A 16,387-nucleotide genomic window follows, 5' to 3' on the forward strand; every position below is an offset into this window, starting at 1 on the left:
GGCCTTACTGGTTGACGGTCTTGCCCGCCACCACTGCGTCCTTGTTGCCTTTGGCCAGGACCAGCGACTTGTAGTACGCCTCGCCTTTCTCGGCGTCGTACATACCCTGCCACTTGGCGATGACCACTGCGGCCAGGGCGTTGCCGACCACGTTCAGCGCGGTACGGGCCATGTCCATGATGCGGTCGACACCGGCGATGAAGGCCAGGCCTTCCAGCGGGATGCCCACGCTGCCCAGGGTGGCCAGCAGTACCACGAACGACACGCCCGGCACGCCGGCGATGCCCTTGGAGGTGACCATCAGGGTCAGCACCAGCATCAGCTGCTGGCCGATCGACAGGTCGATGCCGTACAGCTGGGCGATGAAGATCGCCGCGATGCTCTGGTACAGGGTCGAACCGTCGAGGTTGAACGAGTAGCCGGTCGGCACCACGAACGAGCAGATCGACTTCGGCGCACCGTACTTCTCCATCTTCTCGATCACGCGCGGCAGCACGGTCTCGGAGCTGGAGGTGGAGTAGGCGAGGATCAGCTCGTCTTTCATGATGCGCATGATCTTGATGATCGAGAAGCCGAACACGCGCGCCACCAGGCCCAGCACCATGAAGGCGAAGAAGGCGATGGCGAAGTACACCAGCAGCACCAGCTTGGCCAGCGGCAGCAGCGAGGCGAAGCCGAAGTTGGCGACGGTGGCGGCGATCAGGGCGAACACACCGATCGGGGCGTAGTTCATGATCATGTGGGTGACCTTGAACATGGTCTCCGACACACCCTGGAAGGTACGCACCAACGGCTCGCGCAGGTCGGCGTTGAGGCTCGACAGCCCCATGCCGAACATCACCGAGAAGAAGATGATCGGCAGCATCTCGCCACGCATCAGCGCCGCGAAGATATTGGACGGGATCAGGTTGAGCAGGGTCTCGATGAACGCGTGCTCATGTTGCACCTCGGCCGCAGTGGCCTGGTACTTGGAGATGTCGACGGTGCCCAGGGTGCTCATGTCGATACCGGCACCCGGGTGGAACACATTGGCCAGGACCAGGCCGACGACGATGGCGATGGTAGTCACCACCTCGAAGTAGATGATGGTCTTCAGGCCGATGCTGCCCAGTTTCTTCGCGTCGCCAACCCCGGCGATGCCCACGATCAGCGACGAAATCACGATCGGGACGACGATCATCTTGATCAGGCGAATGAAGATGTCGCCGGCAGGTTGGAGGACGTTGCTGATCCACCATGCCTTTTCTGCACTGAAATGATTCAGTAGCGCGCCGACTGCAACGCCCAGCAACAGACCGATGACGATCTGCCAGGCGAGGCTCAGTTTTGCCTTCTTCATATCATTACCCTTTGTTGTAGTGGTCACGGGCAACATCCGGAAAGCCGCGTCGCAGAGCCTTTCGAGCGCTTTGACGGGTGTTCTTCCAGCTGCTGGCCCCATGGAAGGTCACCTCGAGCGAGTGTTTCGGGTGCTCGGGTCAGGGAAAAAGGCGGCAACTATTGCGATGGCAGAAGTGGCAGTCTAATGCCGGAAACGACTACCCCATGCCGAATCAGCATGAGACTCGAAAGCGAAATCGGGCATCCGCAAGCCCTTGATTTTCAACGTTCGGATTTCCGAACATGACCAAACCGCCATTTTTAGGCAGATTCAACGGGGTGTATGAGGGGAGCTCAATGGCGTGTTCGACAATCCGAATGGCTGAAATGCCCTTCTGCCTGACCGGTCGGACAGCTTAAAAAATTTCGATGTACGGTCGAGACAAAATGTGTCTTGGAAGGAATTCGTACATATATAAAGGAAGGAGTCCTACATCAGGCGCTTCGGAAGCCAGGTCGGCCACTGCGCCCTTCTCGGACACGACCGACCTGTGACTTCCGATGCCCCTCTCCTGACCCGGCCCATTACGGAGGCACTCCCTGTACCCCTAGGCCACTCCGATCCTGCATCGATCAGAACGGCCCGGCCCCCTGGTCATGCACCGCCCCTCCTCGAGGCGGCGCATCATAGAAGCCGAAAAGATAAAAAGGTTCAGCTTCCATTGCGTTACAGCGCACAGCCGCTGGTCAGTACCAGTTCGGGTCGCGCTTGAGCTGCTCCTGCAGCAAAGCCTTCATGCCGTCGTCGGGCTTGCCCAGCCAGCGGTACTGCGCGTGACGGGTGGGCGACTTGTCCGACGGCAGTCCTTCGGGGACCTCCACGAGCATTGCGTAGGCATCGTCCTTGTCCCAGCTGAACGCGACGATCAGGCGCTTGTAGGTGCAGTTGCTATCAGACTCGCACAATGGACCGACCAGGTACTTGTCGCCATCCTCGGTCACTGCGGACATCTGTTGCACGGAACTGCCACTGAGGTTGATCACCCACTCGGGCAGGCGTTCTTCATGCTTGATGGTCTTCTGCCAGGTCTTGCGGTACTGCGGATCGGAGCCCAGAAGTTGGCTGACCCGGACCTGGCCGTCATTGGCGGCCATGGCGGCCGTGCCAGCGCCGAGCAGCAGCGCGCCGACCAAAACATTGCGGAGCATCCTGCTCATGGTCGTCACCCTCTGCCGCGGCCGAAGAAGAAGGAAGCCACGAACAGCACCAGGAAGATGATGAACAGGATCTTGGCGATACCGGTGGCCGCGCCAGCGATGCCACCGAAGCCCAGAACCGCAGCGACGATGGCGATGATCAGAAAAGTGATAGCCCAGCTCAGCATGATGGTTCTCCTTTCTTGTGCGAAAACGGTTGGCACTCAGAACACCCAGCGCTCCTGGGGTTCGACACGCTCGAGGACAACAGGCGCATGATCGGCCCGAGACAACGGCTCGGCCGCCCGGACCAGCGTATTGGCATGATTGACCTTCAACTGGGACAACAGCGCGGTCTGCGCCGCCACCTGGTCGGCCAGACGGGCAGTCTGCCAGCTGTGGTAGAACAGCCCCGTCGCCAAGGTGAGCAGCACGGCCATGCCGAGGAGCAGCAACTGGCGCAGCGGCAGTGCAGCGGCTTGCGTGCGGTTGACGGATTGATGGTTCATGCCGGCTCCTCCTGCTGTGCTTGTTATCCATTCTGGGGAGAACATTGCAGCCTGCATGCCAGCCTAGGCCAGAAAGATAATTTCTTTTAAATCAGTAAGTTATATAGATGTTCATCAATAGCCCAAGAGGTATCCTGCACGATGGGCCAGGTGCTGCCGTGCGTTTTGCACGATTCAGCCCTCCACCTTGGTCGCGATCTTGAGCATGTCGGCATCCACGCCGCGCACGCCGACGATCTGCCTGGCGACGTCAACGGCAATGGTCTTCTGCGCGTCGCTGACCACCTCGCCGGAGAGGCGGACCATGCCTTCTTCGCTGGCCACCTTTATGTTCAGGCTGTCCAGGTTACGGCTGAAGCGGTAGCTGGTCTGGATCTTGTCGATGATCCAACTGTCCGCGGGCTGCGGGCCGTCGGATTCCTCCAGCGGCTTCTCCCGGGCCTTTGCCAGCGCGGTGCTGTCCAGGCTGACCAAGTTGTTGACCAGGTGCACACCCTCGCTGGTGCGCGCCAGCACACCCGCCAGCTCCTTGGCCTCGGGGCTGTCGACCTTGCCGCGCAGGGTCACCACACCCTCGCGGCTCTGCACATCGATGGCGGCCTTTTCGGTGAGGCGGCTCCACAGCAACCGTGCCCGGATGACCGCGCCGAGGGTGGCATCCTCCAGGCGCTGGGCATAGGCGCGGCGTTCCAGCGGGCGCTCGACCAGTTGCGGGTTGACCCGCAGCTGGTTGTCGACCTGTTCTATGCCACGGGTGGCCAGGGCTACCTGCTCGGCCAGATCACGCTCGACAGGGTTCTCCACTTCGCCGGTCAACCGGGCATGCGGGCCCTGGACATCCACCCTGATGGCGAATGGATTGAGCATCCGGTTGAGCGACAGCGCACTCTGCAGCGCACCTTCAAGCCGAGCGTCCTGTACCGGCTCGGCGAACGCCGGGGGCACCACCGGCATCAGACAGACTGCCAGCATGGCCATTCGAGTGAAAAAGAGCATGGATACACCTCCTTACGCGCACATCAAGCAAAGCGCGTCATGGCCGGTGTCCCGGCCGGACGCACACCAACAACGCCATGTTGATCAGGCACTTAGCCATCCAGAAGGCTCGGCGCTAACATGCAGCGCGCCGAATCAATCAGAATCGACCATGCAACTTGCCCGATTTTTCCGACACTAATTGAGACCAATCCCAAAGGAGCGCAGGAAATGGAACCAGCCCAGGACAACCAAGGCCGCATTCTGCTGGTCGATGACGAGTCCGCCATCCTGCGCACCTTCCGCTACTGCCTCGAGGACGAAGGCTACAGCGTGGCCACCGCCAACAGCGCCGCACAAGCTGAGACCTTGCTGCAACGCCAGGTGTTCGACCTGTGCTTCCTCGATTTGCGCCTGGGCGAGGACAACGGCCTCGACGTGCTGGCGCAGATGCGCATCCAGGCCCCGTGGATGCGCGTGGTGATCGTCACCGCCCACTCGGCCATCGACACCGCCGTGGATGCAATCCAGGCCGGCGCCGCCGACTACCTGGTCAAGCCCTGCAGCCCCGACCAGCTTCGCCTGGCCACCGCCAAGCAACTGGAGGTCCGCCAGCTGTCAGCGCGGCTCGAGGCGCTGGAAGGCGAGATGCGCAAGCCCAAGGACGGCCTGGACTCGCACAGCCCGGCGATGATGGCGGTGCTGGAGACCGCACGGCAGGTAGCCACCACCGATGCCAATATCCTCATCCTCGGCGAGTCCGGCACCGGCAAGGGGGAACTGGCCCGCGCCATCCACGGCTGGAGCAAGCGCGCCCGCAAAGCCTGCGTGACCATCAACTGCCCGTCGCTGACCGCCGAACTGATGGAGAGCGAGCTGTTCGGCCATACCCGCGGCGCCTTCACCGGTGCCAGCGAGAGCACCCTCGGCCGCGTCAACCAGGCCGATGGCGGCACCTTGTTTCTCGACGAGATCGGCGACTTTCCCCTCACATTGCAGCCGAAACTGCTGCGTTTCATCCAGGACAAGGAATACGAACGGGTCGGCGACCCGGTCACGCGCCGCGCCGATGTCCGCATCCTCGCCGCGACCAACCTCAACCTGGAGGAGATGGTCCGCGAAGGGCGCTTCCGCGAGGACCTGCTCTACCGCCTGAACGTCATCACCCTGCACCTGCCGCCGCTGCGTGAGCGCAGCGAGGACATCCTCACCCTGGCCGATCGCTTTCTCGCCCGCTTCGTCAAGGAATACTCGCGACCGGCGCGCGGCTTCAGCGACGAAGCACGCGCGGCACTGCTGAACTATCGTTGGCCGGGCAACATTCGCGAACTGCGCAATGTGATCGAGCGGGCGAGCATCATCTGTCCACAGGAGCGAGTGGAGATCAGCCACCTGGGCATGGCCGAACAACCCGCCAGCAACGCCCCCCGCGTAGGCGCCGCCCTGAGCCTGGATGAACTGGAACGGGCCCATATCGGCGCCGTGCTGGCCGCCAGCGACACCCTCGACCAGGCCGCCAAGACCCTCGGCATCGACGCGTCCACCCTGTATCGCAAGCGCAAGCAATACAACCTGTGAGGTGGTCCATGAAGCTGCGCACACGGCTGTTTCTCAGCATATCGGCACTGGTCACCGTGGCCTTGCTGGGCTTGCTGCTGGGCCTGGTCAGCGTGCTGCAGATGGCCGCCGTGCAGCAACGCCTGGTCCAGGACACCACCCAGACCCTGGACCTTGCCCTGCAGTTGCGGCAGAACCTGGGCGAGCAACTGAATCTGATCCTCGACGAGCGCACCGACCCGAAAAGCCTGGTGACCCTGCAGACCCAGTTTCAGGGCCTGCTCAACCAAGGGCTGGAACAAGGTGGCGAACGTACCGGTTTCAGCAAGGCCAGCAGCAATTACCAGGCTTTCCTCCAGGCCTACCGGGAAAGCCCGGCGCCGGCACGCAGCATGGGTGTGGAGCAACCGCTGGGGGCCGCATTCAACCAGGTCCGCACCGACCTGCTCGACTCCCATCGCCAGGCCCTGGAGCACATTACCCGCAGTGAAGAACAGTCTCGCGACCATGCCCTGCTGGTCAGCGGCCTGCTCGGCCTGATGGGTCTGACTGTGCTGGTGCTGGGTTTCATTACCGCACACAACATCGCCCGCCGCTTCGGGCAGCCGATCGAGGCACTGGCCAAGGCCGCCGACCAGGTTGGCCAAGGCAACTTCAATGTCACCCTGCCCGTCACCCAGGCCACCGAACTGAGCCTGCTGACCCGGCGCTTCGGCCTGATGGCCGATGCCCTGCGCCGGCATCAGGCGACCAATGTCGACGAACTGCTGGCCGGCCAGCAGCGGTTGCAGGCAGTGCTCGACAGCATCGACGACGGGCTGCTGATCATCGATCGCCAGGGCCGCCTGGAACACCTCAATCCCGTGGCCCAACGCCAGCTCGGCTGGGACCCCAGCCGCCTGGGCGCAAGCCTGGCCGAAGCACTGCAACGCCCGGAGCTGGAACAACAGTTGCGCCAGGTGCTGCGCGGCGGCAGCCTGGACCGTCCGCCGGAAGACCTGAGCCTGGAAGTGGACGAGGAGACCCGCCTGCTGAGTTTCAGCCTGACACCGGTCAGCCACCCCCAAGGTCCGATTCTCGGCGCAGTGATGGTGCTGCACGATGTCACCGAGCAACGCGCCTTCGAGCGGGTGCGCAGCGAGTTCGTCCTGCGCGCGTCCCACGAGCTGCGCACCCCGGTGACTGGCATGCACATGGCCTTCGGCCTGCTGCGCGAGCGCCTCAGTTTTCCACCGCAGGCCCGCGAGAGCGACTTGCTGGAGACCATTACCGAGGAAATGCAGCGTCTGACCCAACTGATCAACGACCTGCTCAACTTCTCGCGCTACCAGAGCGGCCTGCAAAAGCTGGAACTGGCACCCTGCACCCTGGACGATCTGTTCGAGCGGGCTCAGGCGCGCTTTGCCGAACAGGCCGCCGACAAGCACATCGAGCTGCTCCGTGAACTGGAACTGCCACTGCCGCGGATCCAGGCCGACGCCGCCCAACTCGACCGGGTGCTGGACAACCTGCTGCACAACGCCATCCGTCACACCGCCAGCGGTGGACATATCCGCCTGCACGCCCGGCGCCATGCCGAGCGGGTGATCATCAGCGTCGAGGACAACGGCGAAGGCATCGCCTACGGCCAACAAGGGCGTATCTTCGAGCCATTCGTCCAGGTCGGACGCAAGAAAGGCGGGGCCGGCCTGGGGCTGGCGCTGTGCAAGGAAATCGTGCAGTTGCACGGTGGACGCATGGGCGTGTTCTCGCGCCCCGGGCAAGGGACGCAGTTCTACATGGCACTGCCCGTCTGAAACGGCTCAGGGCTCGTCATCGATCCGACGTGTCGCGTTGCGCCGCCCGCCCGTGACCAGCTCGCAGAACTGGCGGGCGCTGAGTGGATGGGCGAACAGCCAGCCCTGGCCATAGTCGACGCCCTCGCTGCTGAGCAGCAGCGCCTGTGCTTCGTTTTCGATGCCCTCGGCGATCACCCGCAAGTGCAGGTCATGGGCCATGCGGATGATATGCGGCGCCACGCCGCTGCTGGCGGCATCGTGTCCCAGGGCATCGATGAACGCCTTGTCGATCTTCAGGCAGTCCACTGGCAGCGTCTGCAGGTAGGCCAGACTGCAATAGCCGGTGCCAAAGTCGTCGATCAGTACCTGGTGCCCCAGCGCGCGCAAGGCCTGCAGATTGTCCCGGGCCACGACCACATCGATCAGGCCACGCTCGGTCACTTCGAAGGCAATCTGCTCAGCGGCCACCTGGTACTGGGCCAGCAAACGCCCGGCGACCTTGCCGATCCGCGGCTCCACCACATCGCAGGCTGCCAGGTTCACCGAGACATACAGGTGGCGGTTGGCACGCAGCAGCTTGCCAAGCTGCTCCAGCACCCGTTGCAGGACGAAATCGGTGATCTGCCGGATCTGTCCGGTGTCCTCGGCCAACGGTATGAACAGCTCGGGACTGGTCAGGCTGCCATCGGGCCGACGCCAGCGCACCAAGGCCTCGGCGCCCACGCAGCGACGGCTGCTCAGCTCGAAGATCGGCTGGTAGAGCACTTGCAACTCCCCTCGGCGCAGTGCCTGCTGCAAGGCCGAGCTCATCGAACGACGCTCCTGGACCAGCTGCTGCACCAACCAGCCAATGAACAAGGCCAACGCCAGGCTGCCAGGGAACAGCAACCAGAGCAGCCGGTTGAGCTTCAGCGGCAGGCTCGTACGCGGGGCGGTCAGCACCAACTGGTAGTCGGGGGACTTGCTCGGCATGCGGTAGATCAGACGGTCTGGGAGTTCGAGCAGGGCTTTCTGCGAGGAAGGTGGCCAATCGGTCGTAGGCGGCCATGGCTGCTCAGGCCCCAGTACCGGGATGGCCCGGTCGCCACGGTCGAGCACGACCAGCAGACTGCCGCCCTGGGGCAGGTCGACCACATCGGAGAGATGGCCGCGTGAGGTAGCAACCAGAAACGCACCCCGACCAAGCATCAGGGCTGCCAGGTTCTCGTTGGGCTCGGTGGTGGTATTGAGCCAGTAGCTGTAGACCGGCCCCTGGATATCCGGTGGCCGCGAAGGCGCAATGGTCCTTTCGCTGCCACGGTTGGAACAGACGACCCGGCCATCGACATAGGCGGCTTCATAGATGAAACGCGAGCGTAGCGCCACTTGCTGCAACAGTGCCTGCATCGCCGGGCTGCAGCCACGCAACGATTGGCCGTGCAATTGGTCGACCCCTTCGCGCAACTGGCCGAACACCAGTTCCAGCCGATCGAGGAAGCGCTCGCCGCGAGCGTTCATCTGCGCAATCTCGCTCTGGCGCATCTGCTGCAAGGTGAAGGCGACGCTGGCGGCGAGCAGCAGCACGGCACTGGCCAGGGCCGCGATTGCGGCGAGCAGCCAGGAGTGGTGGAAAAATTGACGCATCGACGCGACGAAGGCAGGCATGCGTGGCATCCAGTTGAATACCAAAGGTATAGCAACTGAAACCCGGAACAGCTTCACCGTTGGGCGAGTGGTTCAGAAACCGTCGGCAGGGCGCCTTGCGAACACCCTGCCCGGCATGGCTCAACGCTTGCGGTTGAGCACCTGCAGCATGGCGGCGGTCTGCGCGTCCGGCAGGCCGTCGAAACGCTGTGGCCGGAAGCGCATCTGGAACGCCGCGATGACATGACGGGTCGCCACATCAAGCTGGCCAGTCTGGTCGATGGCGTAGCCAAAGCGGGCCAGTTGCTGCTGGTACCAGGTGATAGTCGGCGGATTGACTTCGAAATAGGCCTGCTGCCGTGCCACAGAGGCGGCGTCCGGCCAGATCCCGATGCCTGCGTCGGCCAGGCGCTTCCAGGGGAACAACGGCCCCGGATCGAGCTTGCGCAAGGGGGCAATGTCGCTGTGGCCAACGATGTGGCGAGGGTCGATGTTGTTGCGTTTGACGATGTCCTTGAGCAACGCGATCAGCGCCTGTACCTGGGCCTCGCTGTACGGGTGCCAGACCCGGCCATTGGGCGTGTCGGTGTAGCCCGGGTTGACGATCTCGATGCCGATGGAGGTGGAGTTGAGCCAGGTGCGCCCTTGCCACTGGCTGTCTCCGGCATGCCAGGCACGGCGATTCTCGTCCACCAGCTGGTAGACCGTGGCGGGCCCGTCGCCGATCAGGTAGTGACTGCTGACTTCACCGTGGGTCAGCAACGCGAGCGAGCGCTCCAGCGAGGCATTGGTGTAGTGCAGAACGACGAACTGGATACGGCTGTCCTGGTTGGCCGAAGGATGGCTGCGGTCGATGCGCAAGCCACTGGAACAGCCAGCCAGGGTAAGCAGGAGCAGGGCAGTGAGGAGTCTTTTCATTGCAGGAAGCACGTCATGAAGTAGGCGACAACAGCGCTACAGTATAACGTGCTCCCGCTGAATCGTTAGTGCTTCGCTATGCTCAGCGCACGCACATCAGCAGAAATTCCTGGGAATTGTCGCCACTCGGGCCGCTCAGGTCCACCAGCTGGGTCATGACCGTCAGCTTGTCGGCGCTCGGCACGCCAATGACCTTGGCCGAGCCGTGCAGTTGCTTGTCGTAGCTGCTGGCATCGATCGGCGACACCGCGCAGAAGCCCGGCGCCCGACCCAACCCCTGGAGGCTCAGCTTGTACTGAGTGAAGTAGTTGGCCTGCGGCTGGTGTTGCACCCGGCTGATCCAGACCGGCGATTGCTTCAGGACCTGACCATCGGCGCCAATATGCGCGGTAACCAGCTCGCCAGCCATGACACTGCCCTGAAACGCCAGGGCCAGAAGAAACGGGATACCCCATTGGATTGCTTTCATGTTTCGATGCCTCATTGGTGATCGATGACAGCCGATCCCCCATGGATCAGCGGCAGAGCGCAGTGTCGATCACCGCCGAGGCAGGCATGCGGTAATTATTTATCCCTGTTCCACCCGGTTGCGGCCCAGGTCCTTGGCCCGATACAGCGCCTCGTCCGCACGCTTGAGCACCTGGTCGGCACGCTCGCCGGAACGGAACGCGCTCAGACCGATGGACGCAGTGATCACGACCCGCTCGCCCTTGAAGTGGAAAGGGCAGGCCTCGATCGCCGCACGCATGACCTCGGCCACCTGGACCGCCGCCGGTGGCGAGGTCTGCGGCAATAGCAGAACGAACTCCTCGCCACCGAAGCGCGCGATGAAATCACGCCCGCGCAAGCGCTTGCGCAACTGATCGGCAACGATCTTCAGCACCTTGTCGCCGGCCAGGTGCCCATAGCCGTCGTTGATGCGCTTGAAGTGATCGAGGTCGAGGATAGCCATGGCCAGGTGGCCGCCGTTCTCCTGCCATTCGAGCACTTCGCGCTCGACCTGCTCGGACCAGGCCGCGCGGTTGGGCAAGCCGGTGAGCGGATCGATCATTGCCTTCTGCCGTTGCTCCTCGAGGTGCTCGCGGTAGCCGAGGGCTTCCTGTTCCATGCTGGCCACTCGCTCGGCCAGTCCGTGCAAGCGACCGGCCAGCTCCTGCTCGCGACGGTCGCGCTCGTGCTGATGCTCGTCCATGGTCACCAACAGACCTTCCAGACGGTTCTCCAGGATATGCTTGAGGCTGTCCACGTCGGCGGCCCCCTGGACGCTGCTCTGCAGGCCATCGACCTGCTCGCGCAACTGGCTGTCCAGCTGACGAGCGGCAGAGCTGTTGTCGGCGTGGCCGGTACTGGCTTCGTGCAGGTGGCTCTGGAAGCTTTCCAGGCGTTCGTTGAGCTGCTGCAGGTAGGTCTCGAACTCGTGCTGGCCACTGTCGGTGATTGCCAGCATCAGCACAGCCAGGTCGTCGAGCACAGGAATCAGCTCGTACCAGTTCAGCCCACGAGCAACCCGCTCGCGCATCTCGAGCGCCTGGGCCTTGTGCCGTTCGGGCAGGCTGAGGTCATCGAGCAGACCGATCAAGGTCTGTTCAATATGAGCAGCGACCTGGCTGTAAGGGGGCTCGACGGCATCGGGCAGGGCATACGGGCCATCTTCGCCGAACACCTCCTCCAACGGCGGTATCTGCGTCGGCTCGGCAGTCACAGGCTCGATGGGCGCGGCCAGCGCCTCAACCTGCTCGACCACCTCGACTTGCGGCATCTCCTCCACGGCCTGGACTTGCGGCTCAGGCGCTGGTGCTGGCGCTGCGGAAATGGGTGCAAGGCTTTCAACCAGGGCGGGGCCCGGCAACTCGATTGCCAGCGGTGCTTGCCGATGATCCGTGTCAGGCCTCGAAGGCTTCGCCTCTGGCTCCGGCTGTGGCTGTGGCTGTGGCTGTGGCTGTGGCGCAGGATGTATCGCCTGTGGCTCGGCAACAGGCGCCAGGGCATGCAACTCATCGACATCCCGGGGTTGCGCCGGTGCAGGCTCCTCCGGCTTCGCGTACGGCTCAGGCGCGTGATGCGCCTCGCTGACGACCGGCACAGGCAACACCTCGGCCTGGGCGTCGTCGCGCCCCCCGAACAGACGTTGCAGGAAACCCGGCCGCGTCTCCTCGCCCGGCTTCTGCACCGAGCTCAACGCACGGCCCTGCAGGCCGCTGAGCTCGCCCAGCAGCGGCGGCAGCTCACGGGACTGGCTGACGCCCCCCTCGAGTTTCTTCGCCAGCTTTTTCAACGGCCGCGCCACATCGCCGGGCAACGGCAGGACCTGCAACTGGGTGACCAGCGCGGTCAGCGCGTCGCTGACCTGGTTCATGCGGGTTTCACGGCGCTGCTCGGAGTCGAGCACGGCCTTTTCCAGGCGCGGGATCAACCCGGCCAACCCGGCGTCCATGTTGTCGCTGCGGATGACCTCGCGCATTTCCTTCATGCACTGGTCAACGATCTTGTCGCTCCCCTCGGCCGCCAGGGTGCTACGCACCAGGCCACGACGCAGCAGGTCGAGGCGGGCTTCCCAGCGCCGCTCGAGCTTTTCCTGCCGCTCGATGCTCTTGAGGTATTTTTCTTTCCAGCGCTCGGCTTCTTCGGTCATGCCTGGATCCGCGTCCGGTGATGGCATCTAGCCCTGTGATGACACGATTTCGGCGCCAAACTCGAACACTTGAGTGCGCGAAACGTCCTTGCAGGCCTAACTCAGGACCGGCAGCGTATCCACACTCAATGCATCAGGCAATCGGATCTCGACCGCAACGGGAAGGTGATCGGAAATCGGTTGCGCCAGCACCTCGACACGCTCAAGCGTGAGGCTCGGGCTGAGCAGGATGTGATCCAGGCAGCGCTGCGGTCGCCAGCTGGGGAACGTGGCCTCGACCTGAGGCGCGATCAGGCCCAGGTCACGCAGCGGCGAGTGTTCCAGCAGATCGTTGGCGTGGGTGTTCATATCGCCCATGAGGATCTGGTGGCGGTAGCCACCGATCAGCTCGCGGATGTAGGCCAGCTGACGGGCGCGGGTCTTGGCGCCCAGCGCCAGGTGCATCATCACCACGATCAGGGCATCCACGCCCTCGCCGAAACGCACCAGGATCGCGCCGCGACCAGCCGGGCCGGGCAGGGGGTGGTCTTCCAGGTGCTGGGGCTTGAGGCGGCTGAGCACGCCATTACTGTGCTGAGCGAAACGCCCTAGGTTGCGGTTGAGCTGCTGGTACCAGTAGGGGAAGGCACCCAGTTGGGCGAGGTGTTCGACCTGGTTGATGTAGCCCGAACGCAAGCTGCCACCATCGGCTTCCTGCAAGGCCACCAGGTCGAAATCACCGAGCAGTTCGCCGATCTTCTGCAGGTTGCCGGCGCGTCCATTGTGCGGCAGCAGATGCTGCCAGCTGCGGGTCACGTAATGGCGATAACGCTCGGTGCTGATACCGACCTGGATATTGAAGCTGAGCAACCGCAGGCGACCATCGGCCGGCAGGCCAGAAGCCTGCAGGTGATGTTCGTTGACCTGCGGTTGGTGCAGGCCGACGCTTCGGGTGGAACGAAAGCGGCCCATGGCAATCGCCGCTTACTTAGCGGCGCGCTCCTTGGCGATCAGCTGGTCGGCGACATTGAGCACGCCTTCCGGACCTTCGGCGGTGCCCAGGTCGAAGCGGTACTTGCCGTTGACCACCATGCTTGGGACGCCGGTGATTTCGTACTTCTTGGCCAGCTCCTTGGCCTGGTTGACCTGGCCCTTGATGGCGAAGGAGTTGTAGGTGGCGAGGAACTTGTCCTTGTCCACACCCTGGGTGGCCAGGAAGTCAGCCATTTCTTCAGGCTTGGTCAGGCGCATGCGCTTGTTCTGGATGGCATCGAACACGGCGTTGTGCACAGAGTGCTCGACCCCCATGGCCTCGAGGGTCAGGAACATCTGACCGTGGGCATCCCATGGACCGCCGAACATGGCCGGGATGCGCTTGAAGTTGACGTCCTTGGGCAGCTTGTCGATCCATGGGTTGATGACAGGCTCGAAGTGGTAGCAGTGCGGGCAGCCGTACCAGAACAGCTCGACGACTTCGATCTTGCCCGGCACGGACACCGGAACAGGGTTGCTCAGCTCGATATATTCCTTGCCGGCGGTGGCGGGCTCCGCGGCCTGCACGGCGGCCATACCGAATACGCTGGCGGCGACCAGCGCAGCGCTGAGAATCAGTTTACGCATGCTTTACTCCTGAGCAGTCTTTGGTCGCCTCGACGCGACCTGTTTAGGACAGGCCGGGAAGGGCTCGAGTTCTGTAGTGTAACGGCTATGGACAGAAAAAAGGGCAGCCTGGGCTGCCCTTTTCATCTTTAGCGCCGAAGCATTAACCGAGTGTTAACGCGTGGTGATGCAACGCTCACGCAGGATCAGTGCAGACCCTGGATGTAGCTCGACAGCGCTTCGATATCCTTGTTGCTCAACTTGCCGGCGATGGTGCGCATGGTCATGGCGTCGCCGTCGTTGGTGCGGTTGCCTTCGCGGAAGTCGGTCAGTTGCTTGCCGACATACTGCGCGTGCTGGCCACCCAGGTGTGGAAAACCAGCCAGGGCGATGCCGGCACCGTTGGGAGAGTGGCAACCGATGCAGGCCGGCATGCCTTTTTGCAAGTCACCGCCGTTGAACAGCTCGCGGCCACGCTCGACCAGTTGCGGGTCGGCGGCGCCGACGCTGCCCTTCTGGCTGGCGAAGTAGGCGGCGATGTCAGCCAGGTCCTGGTCGTCGAGGTTGGCCAGCATGCCGGTCATCTCCAGCACGGTGCGCTTGCCGGACTTGATGTCGTGCAGTTGTTTTTCGAGATAGCGCTGGCCTTGGCCGGCGAGTTTCGGGAAGTTCGGCGCCAGGCTGTTGCCGTCGGGGTTGTGGCAGGCGCCACAGACAGCGGTTTTGGCCTGACCGGCGGCGGCGTCGCCCTTGATAGGTTCTGCAGCAGTGGCCGCACCTGCGACACCCATGGTCAACAGCAGACTCACGACTAGTTTGTTCATCAGCTAATCCAACACGGCTAAGGGTGAAATGTTATGTATCGGGACTGCCGCTCATCCAAAGGATGACCAAACGGTAGTCCTCGGCACTGCAGTCCATGCACAATCCACGCGGCGGCATAGCCTTGAAACCCTGTGTAACATGTGTCACCAGTCGCTCCATGCCTTGCGCCAGCCTTGGCTCCCAGGCCACCCGGTCACCCTGCTTGGGTGCCTGTGGCAGCTGCCCGGCGTGACAAGCCGCACACGTGCGGTTGTACAACGCCTCGGGATCCTGTGTAGCCTGTGCGCTGTAAAACGGCAGGAACATACCGACAGCAAGCAGCCATTTCGCCATGCGAAACGACCTGACAGGGTTGGGGGCCGCGCTGCGTTCTGTTGCGCGAGCTATTGTTCGACACCCCATGCTCATATTGCCTACTCTGGGCGAATGAGCACACAAAAACTGGGGCATTATATACTTCCGCCAGCCAAACGGAAACGACACCGCTTGCCGGGCCTGGTCCTTCGACTCCAGCGCTGGGCAACACCACATCGGAAATCCCATGCAAGTCAAGAACCCCATCCTCGGCCTCTGCCAGAAAGCCAAATTCGCCCTTAGCGCCGCCAAGGTCGAACAATGCCCCCAAGACCAGGGTTACGAGGTGGCTTTCGCCGGCCGGTCCAACGCCGGTAAATCCAGCGCCCTCAACACCCTGACCCATGCCAGCCTGGCGCGGACCTCGAAGACCCCGGGCCGCACCCAGCTGCTGAATTTCTTCAGTCTGGACGATGAACGGCGTTTGGTCGACCTGCCGGGCTACGGATATGCAAAAGTGCCGATCCCGCTCAAGCAGCATTGGCAGAAGCACCTGGAAGCGTACCTGGGCAGCCGCGAGTGCCTGCGCGGAGTGATCCTGATGATGGACACCCGCCACCCGATGACCGATTTCGACAAGATGATGCTCGACTGGGCCAAGGCCAGCGGCATGCCCATGCACATCCTGCTGACCAAGGCCGACAAGCTGACCCACGGCGCGGGCAAGAACACCCTGCTCAAGGTACAGGCGGAAATCCGCAAAGGCTGGGGCGACGGCGTGACCATCCAGCTGTTCTCGGCGCCCAAGCGTCTGGGCCTGGAAGAGGCCTACCGGGTGCTGGCGGACTGGATGGAACTCGAAGACAAGCCGGCGGCCTGAGGCGTCCCCCTGTAGGAGCCGGCCCTGCCGGCGAACACCGGCGTAACCGGTGCCACCCAGCGTGCCGCCTGCTTCGCCAGCAAGGCTGGCTCCTACAGCGCCAGATCATCCGTTCTTGTGGCAGAACGCCGAATTCCGGGCAAAAAAAACCCCGGACTTCATATGGGGAGGGGGAAGTTCGGGGTTCAAGCCCGGACCGCTAGGGCGGGGTCCGGATATCTGCCAACACTTAACACAACATAGGAGCATCGAAAGGCTTCACCAGCCATTCAGTACCTCTGAGTGACGGTTCGCCGGATTA

The 16,387-nt window shown here is 63.0% G+C and carries 16 protein-coding genes; 3 read left to right on the plus strand and 13 right to left on the minus strand.

What is annotated here, in order from left to right; all coding sequences use genetic code 11:
- Positions 1-4: 4 nt before the first annotated feature.
- The 5 genes from gltP to F3J43_RS19225 form a co-directional block, all read right to left on the minus strand.
- Positions 5-1,339, minus strand: coding sequence for a glutamate/aspartate:proton symporter GltP (gene gltP / locus F3J43_RS19205; RefSeq protein WP_166890361.1), 1,335 nt, complete (start codon positions 1,337-1,339; stop codon positions 5-7).
- Positions 1,340-2,067: 728 nt separating this feature from the next.
- Positions 2,068-2,538: an inhibitor of vertebrate lysozyme family protein gene (locus F3J43_RS19210; RefSeq protein WP_166890366.1), complete on the minus strand. Its 471-nt coding sequence runs from the start codon at positions 2,536-2,538 to the stop codon at positions 2,068-2,070.
- Positions 2,539-2,543: 5 nt separating this feature from the next.
- Positions 2,544-2,705: a DUF1328 domain-containing protein gene (locus F3J43_RS19215; protein WP_011531543.1), complete on the minus strand. Its 162-nt coding sequence runs from the start codon at positions 2,703-2,705 to the stop codon at positions 2,544-2,546.
- 36 nt (positions 2,706-2,741) lie between these two features.
- Positions 2,742-3,026, minus strand: coding sequence for a hypothetical protein (locus F3J43_RS19220; RefSeq protein ID WP_166890369.1), 285 nt, complete (start codon positions 3,024-3,026; stop codon positions 2,742-2,744).
- Between the two features lie 174 nt (positions 3,027-3,200).
- Entirely contained in the window at positions 3,201-4,022 is an 822-nt protein-coding gene (locus tag F3J43_RS19225; RefSeq protein WP_166890371.1) for a BON domain-containing protein, read from the minus strand.
- A gap of 210 nt (positions 4,023-4,232) precedes the next feature.
- Between F3J43_RS19225 and algB the strand changes: the two genes are divergently transcribed.
- Together algB and F3J43_RS19235 are read left to right on the plus strand one after the other, a co-directional pair.
- The gene (gene algB, locus F3J43_RS19230; RefSeq protein WP_166890374.1) at positions 4,233-5,579 is read left to right on the plus strand and encodes a sigma-54-dependent response regulator transcription factor AlgB; all 1,347 of its coding nucleotides are present in this window, start codon (positions 4,233-4,235) and stop codon (positions 5,577-5,579) included.
- An 8-nt stretch (positions 5,580-5,587) separates the two neighbouring features.
- Positions 5,588-7,354, plus strand: coding sequence for a KinB sensor domain-containing domain (locus F3J43_RS19235; RefSeq protein WP_166890378.1), 1,767 nt, complete (start codon positions 5,588-5,590; stop codon positions 7,352-7,354).
- A 6-nt stretch (positions 7,355-7,360) separates the two neighbouring features.
- Here F3J43_RS19235 and F3J43_RS19240 read toward each other — a convergent pair whose 3' ends face one another.
- The 8 genes from F3J43_RS19240 to F3J43_RS24360 form a co-directional block, all read right to left on the minus strand.
- On the minus strand, positions 7,361-8,980 hold the full coding sequence (locus tag F3J43_RS19240; RefSeq protein ID WP_166890381.1) for an EAL domain-containing protein: 1,620 nt from the start codon (positions 8,978-8,980) through the stop codon (positions 7,361-7,363).
- Positions 8,981-9,100: 120 nt separating this feature from the next.
- Positions 9,101-9,877, minus strand: a complete 777-nt coding sequence (locus tag F3J43_RS19245; RefSeq protein WP_205297980.1) for an N-acetylmuramoyl-L-alanine amidase — start codon at positions 9,875-9,877, stop codon at positions 9,101-9,103.
- Positions 9,878-9,959: 82 nt separating this feature from the next.
- Positions 9,960-10,346, minus strand: a complete 387-nt coding sequence (locus F3J43_RS19250; RefSeq protein WP_166890387.1) for a hypothetical protein — start codon at positions 10,344-10,346, stop codon at positions 9,960-9,962.
- Positions 10,347-10,445: 99 nt separating this feature from the next.
- A complete protein-coding gene (locus tag F3J43_RS19255) occupies positions 10,446-12,509 on the minus strand; it encodes a GGDEF domain-containing protein (RefSeq protein ID WP_166890391.1) in 2,064 nt (687 codons plus the stop codon).
- A gap of 96 nt (positions 12,510-12,605) precedes the next feature.
- Complete coding sequence (locus F3J43_RS19260; protein ID WP_166890394.1) at positions 12,606-13,460, minus strand: endonuclease/exonuclease/phosphatase family protein; 855 nt, start codon at positions 13,458-13,460, stop codon at positions 12,606-12,608.
- 12 nt (positions 13,461-13,472) lie between these two features.
- Positions 13,473-14,108: a thiol:disulfide interchange protein DsbA gene (gene dsbA / locus F3J43_RS19265; RefSeq protein WP_166890397.1), complete on the minus strand. Its 636-nt coding sequence runs from the start codon at positions 14,106-14,108 to the stop codon at positions 13,473-13,475.
- A gap of 185 nt (positions 14,109-14,293) precedes the next feature.
- Positions 14,294-14,911, minus strand: a complete 618-nt coding sequence (locus tag F3J43_RS19270; protein ID WP_166890400.1) for a c-type cytochrome — start codon at positions 14,909-14,911, stop codon at positions 14,294-14,296.
- A 31-nt stretch (positions 14,912-14,942) separates the two neighbouring features.
- Positions 14,943-15,473, minus strand: a complete 531-nt coding sequence (locus F3J43_RS24360; RefSeq protein WP_353618257.1) for a c-type cytochrome — start codon at positions 15,471-15,473, stop codon at positions 14,943-14,945.
- Between F3J43_RS24360 and yihA the strand changes: the two genes are divergently transcribed.
- Positions 15,454-16,086 (plus strand): ribosome biogenesis GTP-binding protein YihA/YsxC, encoded by a 633-nt coding sequence (gene yihA / locus F3J43_RS19280; protein ID WP_166890408.1) that lies wholly within the window; start codon positions 15,454-15,456, stop codon positions 16,084-16,086. The genes F3J43_RS24360 and yihA overlap by 20 nt on opposite strands.
- Positions 16,087-16,387 lie beyond the last annotated feature (301 nt).

The sequence above is a fragment of the Pantoea sp. Cy-639 genome, from assembly GCF_011752525.1.
Classification (GTDB): Bacteria; Pseudomonadota; Gammaproteobacteria; order Pseudomonadales; family Pseudomonadaceae; genus Aquipseudomonas.

Excerpts from the sequence above, each read along its gene's own strand:
- gltP (WP_166890361.1), bottom strand. The coding sequence starts at position 1,339 with ATGAAGAAGGCAAAACTGAGCCTCGCCTGGCAGATCGTCATCGGTCTG.
- F3J43_RS19210 (WP_166890366.1), bottom strand. The coding sequence starts at position 2,538 with ATGAGCAGGATGCTCCGCAATGTTTTGGTCGGCGCGCTGCTGCTCGGC.
- F3J43_RS19215 (WP_011531543.1), bottom strand. The coding sequence starts at position 2,705 with ATGCTGAGCTGGGCTATCACTTTTCTGATCATCGCCATCGTCGCTGCG.
- F3J43_RS19220 (WP_166890369.1), bottom strand. The coding sequence starts at position 3,026 with ATGAACCATCAATCCGTCAACCGCACGCAAGCCGCTGCACTGCCGCTG.
- F3J43_RS19225 (WP_166890371.1), bottom strand. The coding sequence starts at position 4,022 with ATGCTCTTTTTCACTCGAATGGCCATGCTGGCAGTCTGTCTGATGCCG.
- algB (WP_166890374.1), top strand. The coding sequence starts at position 4,233 with ATGGAACCAGCCCAGGACAACCAAGGCCGCATTCTGCTGGTCGATGAC.
- F3J43_RS19235 (WP_166890378.1), top strand. The coding sequence starts at position 5,588 with ATGAAGCTGCGCACACGGCTGTTTCTCAGCATATCGGCACTGGTCACC.
- F3J43_RS19240 (WP_166890381.1), bottom strand. The coding sequence starts at position 8,980 with ATGCCTGCCTTCGTCGCGTCGATGCGTCAATTTTTCCACCACTCCTGG.
- F3J43_RS19245 (WP_205297980.1), bottom strand. The coding sequence starts at position 9,877 with ATGAAAAGACTCCTCACTGCCCTGCTCCTGCTTACCCTGGCTGGCTGT.
- F3J43_RS19250 (WP_166890387.1), bottom strand. The coding sequence starts at position 10,346 with ATGAAAGCAATCCAATGGGGTATCCCGTTTCTTCTGGCCCTGGCGTTT.
- F3J43_RS19255 (WP_166890391.1), bottom strand. The coding sequence starts at position 12,509 with ATGACCGAAGAAGCCGAGCGCTGGAAAGAAAAATACCTCAAGAGCATC.
- F3J43_RS19260 (WP_166890394.1), bottom strand. The coding sequence starts at position 13,460 with ATGGGCCGCTTTCGTTCCACCCGAAGCGTCGGCCTGCACCAACCGCAG.
- dsbA (WP_166890397.1), bottom strand. The coding sequence starts at position 14,108 with ATGCGTAAACTGATTCTCAGCGCTGCGCTGGTCGCCGCCAGCGTATTC.
- F3J43_RS19270 (WP_166890400.1), bottom strand. The coding sequence starts at position 14,911 with ATGAACAAACTAGTCGTGAGTCTGCTGTTGACCATGGGTGTCGCAGGT.
- yihA (WP_166890408.1), top strand. The coding sequence starts at position 15,454 with ATGCAAGTCAAGAACCCCATCCTCGGCCTCTGCCAGAAAGCCAAATTC.
- F3J43_RS24360 (WP_353618257.1), bottom strand. The coding sequence starts at position 15,473 with ATGGGGTTCTTGACTTGCATGGGATTTCCGATGTGGTGTTGCCCAGCG.